The organism is Streptomyces sp. NPDC049879, from assembly GCF_044461265.1.
In the GTDB taxonomy this organism is placed as follows: domain Bacteria; phylum Actinomycetota; class Actinomycetes; order Streptomycetales; family Streptomycetaceae; genus Streptomyces.
On sequence record NZ_JBITKT010000017.1, the window covers coordinates 1 to 8,646 of the forward strand.

Here is an 8,646-nt window from a genome sequence, read left to right on the forward strand (position 1 = left end):
CTGACCCACCCTCACCCGGCGGGCGCCACCCGGCGCCCGCCGCCCACCACCCAGGAGGAACCCCATGAACGAGGCTCAGCTCGACAACATCGCCGCCCGCATCGATGCGTCCGCCGCCCGGCTCGGCGGACCGGCCGTCACCCCGGCCGAGCAGGCCGACGCCGCCGCTCTCCTGCGGGACATGCTGGAGGCCGCCCACCGCCACGGCGTCGGCCTGAAGCACTTCGACTACGTGGCCGACCTCCCGCAGGCAGCCCTGATGGTCGTCCGCTCGGCGCGCGAGGAGGCGTGATGACCACCCCGGCCGACATGTCGCACGCGATGCTGATCGCGATTCTCATGCACCACGGCGGAGCGATGGAGCTGCCCGCCGGCGCTTTCGACCGGGACGCGATCGGCGGACTCGACGGAAGCTTCCACGCCATCGCCATGGAGCCGCTGCCCGGCACCGGCACGATCCGCATCAGCGTCCAGCCCCGCCCCGCCGGAGACGACGGCGGCATCACCCGCATCTGACCAGCAGAAAGCCCCGCCGGATCACCGGCGGGGCTTCTTTCGGACCGTCAGACCACAGGGGCCACACGGCCCGACACGCGGACCGGGGGCAATGTTCCGGCACTTCAGTGCCAGGATCGTCCCTAGTCCCAGAAATGGCACGAGCCGGGGTCTCTGACCTCCCCGGCTCGCCGCCTCCCATCTCGCCGAAACCGAGACAGGAAACGTTGCTTTGCCGATCGTACGAGAGACACCGCAGGCGGCTCCAGTCCGCCCGGCCGACGCGCCGGGGCAGGCGGAGCCGTCCCGTGCGTCCGGGGCCGTCACAGGCCCGGCCACGGCCACCCACGGCGGCGCCGCCGCCCAGGGGCTTGTTACATGTGCCACATCTTCCCGTGTAAGCGAAAACGCAGGTCAGCGCGCCGCGCGACCGCTGGCCTTCCCGACCCCGGATCTGGTGTCGGCGGCGGCCGGGCAGTTCGCCCGGCGGGCGGGCTGGGACGGGCGAGAGGGTCCGCGTCCCGTGCTGACGATCGCGCCGGGCGTCGTCTCCGTGAGCTGGCCGGACGTCGCCCGGCGGGAGCGGACGGCGGAGCGGGCACAGGAGGCGACGCGGAAGAGGGTTGCCGACCTGGCCCGGTACCGGGCCGAGTACTGCGACGACCCGGCCGAGTTGGAGCCGTCCCGCGTCGTCCAGGAGTGGTCGGCCAAGAGCCGGGCCCGGATGACGCGGATTCTGGCCGAGCTCGACTACGCGCCGCTGCTGCGGCTCGGGCTCCGGCTGCCGATGACGACGCTCACGTATCCGGGTGACTGGCTGGCCGTCGCGCCGACCGGCAAGGCTGTGAAGAAGCACATGGATCTCTTCTACAAGCGGTTCGCCCGCGCCTGGGGCTTCGAATGGCCGGGGATCTGGAAGCTCGAATTTCAGCGCCGTGGGGCCCCGCACGTCCACCTCTGGGGCCCGCAGCCGGAGGGCCCGGCCGGAGAGTTCCGGCGGCTCACGCAGGTGCGCTACCGCCCAGCCGTGGGTGACGGGCTCACCTACAAGCAGTGGCTGTCGGTCGTCTGGACCGACGTCGTGTTCGGCGATGTCGAAGCCGCGCTCAAGGCGAGCCCCGACGCCGACCGCCAGGAGCACATCACCGAGCAACGGCGGCGCCACCTGCGCGCCGGTACGGCCGTCGACGGCGCCGAGGGCGAGCGCATGACTGACCCGCGTCGGCTCGCGATCTACTTCACCAAGCACGGCTCCTACGGGGCGAAGGAGTACCAGAACCAGGTGCCGGAGGAATGGCAGGCGCCCGGCTGCGGCCCCGGCCGGTTCTGGGGCTACAAGGGGCTGGAGAAGGCGACCGCCGGGGTCGAGCTGGCCCCGGCCGACGCCGTGTTCGTCGCCCGGACGATGCGGCGGCTCGCCCGCTCGCAGGGCGTCACGCGACAGGTGACCGTGCGGCGGACGGTCGGCGGCGGACAGGTCCGCTCGAAGTACGGCGACGTGATCGGGATCGCGGGAACCGCGTACCTGCCGCAGACCAAAACCCGGTACCGCAAGGTCCGGCGGCCGGTCGTACGGCTCGCGTCCGGCGCTGGATTCCTGTGCGTCAACGACGGCCCGGCCATCGCGGCCGGGCTCGCCCGCGCGCTGGAAAGTCGGATCCAGGACCCGGCGGCGGCCCGGCGGTCGGCCGAGGCGGCGGAAGCGAAGTTGGCCCGGCTCCGGGCGGCTGCCGACAACCGGCGGTTGTCGCGCGGCCTGTTCCAGTAGCGCGCCCACACAGAGGTTCTGCCTGCCATGCGGTTCGGCCGGCAGAACCGGGTCGCGGCTGCGAATCGGCCCCGGCCGGGGTGGAGTAGTGACCTCTCCCCGGTCCGGGGAGAGGTGTCGGCGCTGACCCACCGCTGACCCACAGGGACTGATCTGCGGTAACGGGCGGGCGCCGAAAAATGCCACGCAACCCGTTGAGCAACCTGTACGGCAACCCGTTGGACAACCCGTTGGACAACCAGCTGGGCAACCCGTTGAGCAACCCTGGAGGAACCACATGCAGTTGATGACCGTGCGGTACGAGATCGGCGGACGCGAGCGGGCGGAGGTCGTGACGATGTCCGGGTTCGACCTGGCCGACCACGTGGAGCGGCTGCAATCGCCGTCGAAGCCGGGCGAGCGGCCGTTCGTGGTGTTCGGGCGCCCGGGCAGGGCGGGGATCGCGATCCGGCTGGACGCGATCGTCGCGCTCGACCTGCACGACGAGGACGAATGATCTGACGTCGCCGGACCCCGAAAATGCCGCCCGTCCCCGGGCGGCATTTTCCGTTTCTGGGGTCAGTAAGCACCAACTTGCTACCGGTTTCTGAGGCAGCAAGTTATCCCGTGAGCAATGCTCACGGGGCGCCCGACCAAGGGCGGTCGGGGTTCCCCGGGGGCGGGGAACCCCCTTGGTCCATCACCCCTGTTTGATCACCGGCCGACCGGCCGGTGCCGAAGTGCAAGAGGTGTGACCGTTCTGGTCGTGCGTCGTCGTGCAGCTGCTCGTGCTCCTGGCCGTGCTCGTGCTCCTGGTGCTCGTCGTCGTCCTGGTGCTCGTCGTGCTCCTGGTCGTGCTCGTCGTCCTGGTGCTCGTCGTGCTCGGCTGCGCCGCTCGCTGCGCGATGACCTGATCGGTCACACCTCAGACATTGCGAATGCCCTCGGTGGGCGGCCGGACGAGTCGATCTCATCCAGTCGCGCCAGAAGCTCCATGCGCTCCTGGCCCAGGGGAAGTGCCGGCCTTTTCGGCGGCGGCCGTCGGATCGTGATGCATAGGTGTGGGGATTCGTGGGCCGTGCAAATGCTGCGGCTCGTCGTCGTCCTGGTCGTGCTCGTCGTCCTGGTGCTCGTCGTCGATGTGCGAACCATGGGGACGTGCGAACGCGGCCGGTCTTGTGGGGCGGCGCGTTGATGAGATCCGCCTGCCGTGCGGTTCGGCCGGCGGATCGGGCCGAGCTGGCTCCCGGCACGGGATGACGTAACGACACGCTCCCCCGCCACCGCGAGACCGGTACCGAAGCCTTCGGCGTCTTCCGCCGGTCGCAACCCGATCGCGGCAGCAGCTGCCCCCCGCCAGCCAATTCCCGGTGCCGCAGGGCCGCGTACGCGCCTGCCATCCGTGACGGCGGCGGTACGGCGACCGGCCCCGTGATCGCCCGGCAGACGGCTGACTGACGCGGAGCGACCCCACCCCTCTCGCCGCTAGCCGTCTTTCATAGTCCGGCGGCGCCGCAGTCGCGCACGGTCTGGCCACGGAGGATTACGGGCACTGGGCGCGTCTGTACGCAGGGGTTGTACAACTCTGGCCGCGTGGTCTATGTTGTACCGCATGGCACAGAAGACACCGGCAGAGATGCGGGCGGACGCCGAAGCGGCGCTCACGCCCCTGGGCCAGGAGCGCATGGAGCTTCTGGCGCGACTGGATGAGATCGACTCCGAGCTGCGGCCGTTGGTCCTGGAGGCGCTGACGGTGGAGGTCTCGGAGCGCAGGATCGCGCAACTGACTGCGCTGGCGCGGGGCACGATCCGGGCCTGGCGCGCGAAGGGCGCCTGACAACAGAAGCGGCCACCCGGTGGTTGGACACCGGATGGCCTTCGACCCAAGCGGAAGGCACTCGACATGCCCGCTCAGATCGACTCTCAGGCTACCGCCCCGGTAGCCACCTACTCGAAGAAGCTCACGGCTGCCCGCCGGGCGGTGGACCGGCTGCGCCTGGAGGCGTCCGGCGCGAGCAAGCAGGACGTCGCGGTCTGGGAGGCCGCGAACCGCGTCCAGGACCTCGAAGCCGCGGCCCGGCAGACGCAGGTGGCCGCCGCCCGGCAGGCGGCCCGAGCCATGGACGTGGTCCTGGCGCTCGTCGCCGTGCTGACGATGGCGTTCAGCCTCGGCAACATCCACCAGTTCGCCCTGGACAACCACGTGGACGACCCGATCGCGTACTTCCTCGCCCCGGCGATCGACCTCGCGCTGATCGCGGCGCTGATCGGGGACGCGGTCCTCTCCCGCCGGGGGCTGGACGCCGGAGACTGGGCGACCCGACTGAGGTGGTACGCGGCGGCGGCGACTCTGGTGCTCAACTCTTGGGCGTCTTGGGCCCGACTCGACGTCGCCTCGATCGTGCTCCACACCGCGCTGCCGGTCCTGCTGTTCATCCTCGCGGAGGCGGCGGTGCCCTACCGGCAGCAGTTCGCGGAGTCGGTCCGGCTCGCTGCCGCTGAGTCGGTCGCCCTTCCGGAGATCGACCAAACGCCCGACTCCGGCCCTGAGAGCGTCGTACGGTCGGCCGATGACCTCGAAGAGTCGGTGTACGACCAAGAGGCCGCTCCGGAGCCGCAGACGGCCCCTGAGTCGATTACCGAGCCGACCGGGCCGCGCCCGCGCCGGGCGACCGGTCGGGTACCGGCTGCCGCCAAGTCGGCTCCCCGCCCGACTCGATCGCTCGACGAGCTGATCTCCGAGGCGAGCCGACTCCCGGCCGCCGAGCAGACCGCCGAGGGCATCCGCCTCGCCCTTCGGATCGGCGCCAAGCGGGCCCGTGAGGTCCGCGACGCCCTGTCGGCCCCGGCCGAGATTCCCGGCCAGACGGTCATCGACGAAGCGGCCTGACCGCTTCCTGCTGCACGGTCATCACGCGGGCCCGGTCCCACTTCCTACGGCCGGACCGGGCCTCGCACCCCTCCACTCAGGTGAGGCAGAAACATCATGTCTGAGATCACGCACAGCCAGTTCCCCGAGACGACGAGTGAGGACCCGATGGGCGACCTCGTGAACGCGCAAGACCGGTTCGTCAAGCAGCCGTTGCCGGGCACCGGCACCGAGGGCCCGGCTCCTGCTCCGATCAGCCCGATTCCGGCGCAGATCCCGCCGATGCCCGCCGAGCCGCCGCAGGCGCCCGAGCCGTCGGTGGTGGACGAGTGGGCGATCCCGGAAGACCCGGAAGGTGACGCGCCCCTGCGTCCGTCCTGGACGCGGTCTCTGGAGGGTGTTCAGGCCCGCCGGAAGTACGCACAGCGGCAGGCGGCCCGCCGGGCCCGCCGTTGGGTGCGTCGCCAGTCCGGCCCGCACGGTGCTCTCCCCCGCGCCGGTCGCGGCGTGAAGCGCACGCACGACTGGATCGCCGGTACCGAGGGCATTGCCGCGCAGGCGGCGGGCGAGCACGCCCGTATCGCGGCCGTGGAAGCCCGCCAGACGGCCCGTAAGGCGCGCATGGCGGTCCTGGACCGCAAGGCCAAGCACAAGGCCGCAGAGAAGCAGGCAGAGGTGTTGGCCGAGGCGACGAAGAACTGGGAAAAGGCGCGGGGCACCGCTCGCCGTGGCCGACTCCTGCGCGGGAGCGCGGTGTACGCCCCGGTGCTGGGCGGACTGGCGACCGCGTACGCGGAGTTCGGGACGTCCGGTCTGGCCGCCGGCCTTTCCACCGTGTTCCTCGCGGCGACCTTCCCCGGCCGCCGGTACGACGGCGACAAGGAGTGGTCGGAGCAGATGGAGGCGCGCGTCCTGGACCCTGGGATGACCCCCGCCGCCTTCGGTCGCATGCTGCAGGACGCGCTGGAGGAGGATCTGGGGGTCAAGGTGGCTTCTGTGCGCGTGCTTGGGCACGCCTGGGGCTTCGAGGCTGGAGTGCAGCTGTTCAAGGCCAAGCCCGCTGACGTCACCGCGAAGCTGGACGACCTGGAAGCGTGCCTGGTCGCCCGCCCCGGATCGATCCTGATCCAGCAGTCGAGCCAGGCCCGGCCGCTGTTCACCCTCCGGGCCCTGGGCAAGGACCCCTGGAAGGGCATGGCGGGCCTCCCGTACCGGTCGCCGCGTTCGCAGAAGGTGGCCGAGGACATCCCGGTCGGCCGGTGCCTGACCCAGGCCCCGCTGGCGCTTCCGCTGCTGCGGACCAACGGCGTCCTGATCGGCGGCCCCGGCTCCGGCAAGTCGACCGCGCTGCTGGACATCGCGGAAGCGCTGACCGCGTGCGAGGACGTCGCGGTGTGGGACATCGACCTGGGCTCGTCCGGCGCGGGCCTGGACCCGATGGGCGCCGCGATCCAGCGCCGTGCCACGAGCAAGGCGGCGGCCAAGATCGTGCTGGAAGACGCGCTGGCCATCGCGAAGGGGCGCCCGCGGCTGTTCAAGAAGCTGGGCATGGGCCGCAACTGGCAGCCCTCCCCTACCCACCCGGCGCTCGTGCTGCTGATCGACGAGTACCCGGCACTGGTGGCCGCCGGGCTGTTCCCGCTCGTCTCCGAGATCATCCGGACCGGCCGCAAGTCCGCCGTGAACGTGCTGATGGCCGCCCAGGGCGCCAGCAAGGACTTCCTCGGTGCGGCCGACCCGGCGTCGGTGCCGCTGCGGATCGCGCTCCCCTGCCAGGGCCAGGACGTCACCCGGCTCATGGGCGCCGGCGCAATCGCGGAAGGCTGGGCCGCGCACCGGCTCCAGCCCGCCGAAGGCAACGAGCCCCGTGACGCGTCGGTCTGCTACATCAAGTCCGGCCGTCACGCCGAGCCGATCCCGTACCGGTTCGCGTGGCTGGACGACGAGGACGCGGAACAGCGCGCGATGGAGCGCAAGATGGCCGGGCTCCCCCAGCTCGACGCCGAGTCGCTGCGGGTCGCGGGCATCGAGGAGCTGGCCGCGCTCCCGGACACGATCGAGACGTGGGCCCCGGCCGAGGACGAGCTCACCGAGGACGGCGAGTACGCCGACCCGGCGCCCGAACTCCCGCTGCCCGAGCTCCCGGCCGCCGCGCTCGCCGTGCTCCAGGACCACGACGGCCCGGCGATGGAGTCCAAGGAGATCCTGGCCGCGCTCCAGCAGAAGGACCCGGAGACGTACGGCGAGCTGTCCGTCGTCGGCCTCGGGCGGGCTCTCAGCTCGTTCGGAGCGACGGCTCGCAGCTTCGGCCGTGGCCGGGCTGTCTACCTCTCGGACATGGTCCAGGCGGCGGCCGACTACCGGGCGAAGGGCGCCTGAGTATCTGTCGCGCATCTGTCGCACGGCGTCAGATGGCCGCGAAGATGCGGCAGATGCACGGCAGATGGATCGGCAGATAAAAACCGCCTCTGACCTGCGGGAACATATCCCGCAGCAGATACGGCAGATGGACCCCGAACCCCCCTCCCAGGCGCCTGGGAGGGGGGTTTTGGCGTTCCCGGCACACGGCACCTGCCGACTCCCCTTGCACCCCACGCCCGAGTGGTACATACTGAACCACGCGGCCCGATACGGACCGCTTGGACTACAGCGGAAGGCACTCGACATGCCCGCTCCCCAGACCGCCACCTACCTCGCCGACGGCACCCCGATCTACTCGCACCCCTCCCCCGATGCCGCGCTGATCCCGTACCAGCAGCACGCGTTCAACGCGGCCGTGGCACCCGTCACCGTGCACCAGCTCGTCGCCCAGCCGCTTGCCGCGCCGGTTCCGCCGGCGCCCGGCCGCGACCCGTGGCCCGCCCGCTTCCTCTGCGGCGGCATCGGCATCGGCGCCGCCGGACTCGGATTCGGGTTCGCGCTCCAGGCCTTGGCCGCCGCAACGACCGGGCTCGCGCTTCTCCTGGGCGTGCTCGTCCTCGCCACGTTCCTTCGCGGCGGCGGCGGCCAGTCCTCCGGCGTCCGCGTCAACGTCAACGTCCGCAACCGCTGAGCTGAGAGGACCAACCATCATGTGGCAGACCCTGATCGCAGTACTCGGCACGCTCGCCGGAGTCGGGATCACCAGCGGCCACCAGGCCCGTGCCGCCCGTACCGCCCGCGCCGACGCCCGTCGCACGGAGGGCCTGGAGGCCGTGACCGAACTGGTCGCCCGGCTCGCGGACCACCGCCGCATCATGTGGATGCGGGAGTCCATCCGGCTGGACGGCGGGGACTGGTCCGCCGCCCGCGCCGAGTCCCACTCCAGCCGCTCCGCGATCACCGCCCCGCTCCTGCGGGTCCAGCTCCTCATGCCGACCCTGGCTGACGCCGCACAGGACGCCGCCGCCGCCGCGTACGCACTCCGGGGACGCGACGACCTCACCCACCTCGCCGCCTACCGCGAGGCAGCGATCAGGGCCTCCGACGCCCTGGTCGCCGCCGCCGGACGCCACCTCGCCGCCTGACCCACCCTCACCCGGCGGGCGCCACCCGG

The 8,646-nt window shown here is 71.6% G+C and carries 10 protein-coding genes; all 10 read left to right on the forward strand.

Annotated elements, in window-relative coordinates:
• Positions 1 to 64: 64 nt before the first annotated feature.
• Complete coding sequence (locus tag ACIBPC_RS31960; RefSeq protein WP_398849602.1) at positions 65 to 292, forward strand: hypothetical protein; 228 nt, start codon at positions 65 to 67, stop codon at positions 290 to 292.
• Positions 292 to 516, forward strand: a complete 225-nt coding sequence (locus ACIBPC_RS31965) for a pRL2-19 (protein WP_398849604.1) — start codon at positions 292 to 294, stop codon at positions 514 to 516. Before ACIBPC_RS31960 ends, ACIBPC_RS31965 begins: the two co-directional genes overlap by 1 nt.
• A gap of 502 nt (positions 517 to 1,018) precedes the next feature.
• Complete coding sequence (locus tag ACIBPC_RS31970; protein WP_398849606.1) at positions 1,019 to 2,263, forward strand: hypothetical protein; 1,245 nt, start codon at positions 1,019 to 1,021, stop codon at positions 2,261 to 2,263.
• Between the two features lie 277 nt (positions 2,264 to 2,540).
• Positions 2,541 to 2,759 carry a hypothetical protein gene (locus tag ACIBPC_RS31975; protein ID WP_398849608.1) on the forward strand — a complete coding sequence of 73 codons (219 nt, stop codon included), beginning with the start codon at positions 2,541 to 2,543 and terminating at the stop codon, positions 2,757 to 2,759.
• 259 nt (positions 2,760 to 3,018) lie between these two features.
• Positions 3,019 to 3,156 carry a hypothetical protein gene (locus ACIBPC_RS31980; RefSeq protein WP_398849610.1) on the forward strand — a complete coding sequence of 46 codons (138 nt, stop codon included), beginning with the start codon at positions 3,019 to 3,021 and terminating at the stop codon, positions 3,154 to 3,156.
• 698 nt (positions 3,157 to 3,854) lie between these two features.
• Complete coding sequence (locus ACIBPC_RS31985; protein ID WP_398849612.1) at positions 3,855 to 4,079, forward strand: hypothetical protein; 225 nt, start codon at positions 3,855 to 3,857, stop codon at positions 4,077 to 4,079.
• Between the two features lie 66 nt (positions 4,080 to 4,145).
• Positions 4,146 to 5,132, forward strand: a complete 987-nt coding sequence (locus ACIBPC_RS31990; RefSeq protein ID WP_398849614.1) for a hypothetical protein — start codon at positions 4,146 to 4,148, stop codon at positions 5,130 to 5,132.
• Positions 5,133 to 5,228: 96 nt separating this feature from the next.
• Entirely contained in the window at positions 5,229 to 7,490 is a 2,262-nt protein-coding gene (locus ACIBPC_RS31995; protein WP_398849616.1) for a hypothetical protein, read from the forward strand.
• Between the two features lie 286 nt (positions 7,491 to 7,776).
• Positions 7,777 to 8,163 (forward strand): hypothetical protein, encoded by a 387-nt coding sequence (locus ACIBPC_RS32000; protein WP_398849618.1) that lies wholly within the window; start codon positions 7,777 to 7,779, stop codon positions 8,161 to 8,163.
• Between the two features lie 19 nt (positions 8,164 to 8,182).
• Complete coding sequence (locus ACIBPC_RS32005) at positions 8,183 to 8,617, forward strand: protein kilB (protein WP_398849620.1); 435 nt, start codon at positions 8,183 to 8,185, stop codon at positions 8,615 to 8,617.
• The last annotated feature ends 29 nt before the right edge of the window (positions 8,618 to 8,646 follow it).

Coding starts and splice junctions, on each gene's coding strand:
- ACIBPC_RS31960 (WP_398849602.1), top strand. CDS start 65: ATGAACGAGGCTCAGCTCGACAACATCGCCGCCCGCATCGATGCGTCC.
- ACIBPC_RS31965 (WP_398849604.1), top strand. CDS start 292: ATGACCACCCCGGCCGACATGTCGCACGCGATGCTGATCGCGATTCTC.
- ACIBPC_RS31975 (WP_398849608.1), top strand. CDS start 2,541: ATGCAGTTGATGACCGTGCGGTACGAGATCGGCGGACGCGAGCGGGCG.
- ACIBPC_RS31985 (WP_398849612.1), top strand. CDS start 3,855: ATGGCACAGAAGACACCGGCAGAGATGCGGGCGGACGCCGAAGCGGCG.
- ACIBPC_RS31990 (WP_398849614.1), top strand. CDS start 4,146: ATGCCCGCTCAGATCGACTCTCAGGCTACCGCCCCGGTAGCCACCTAC.
- ACIBPC_RS31995 (WP_398849616.1), top strand. CDS start 5,229: ATGTCTGAGATCACGCACAGCCAGTTCCCCGAGACGACGAGTGAGGAC.
- ACIBPC_RS32000 (WP_398849618.1), top strand. CDS start 7,777: ATGCCCGCTCCCCAGACCGCCACCTACCTCGCCGACGGCACCCCGATC.
- ACIBPC_RS32005 (WP_398849620.1), top strand. CDS start 8,183: ATGTGGCAGACCCTGATCGCAGTACTCGGCACGCTCGCCGGAGTCGGG.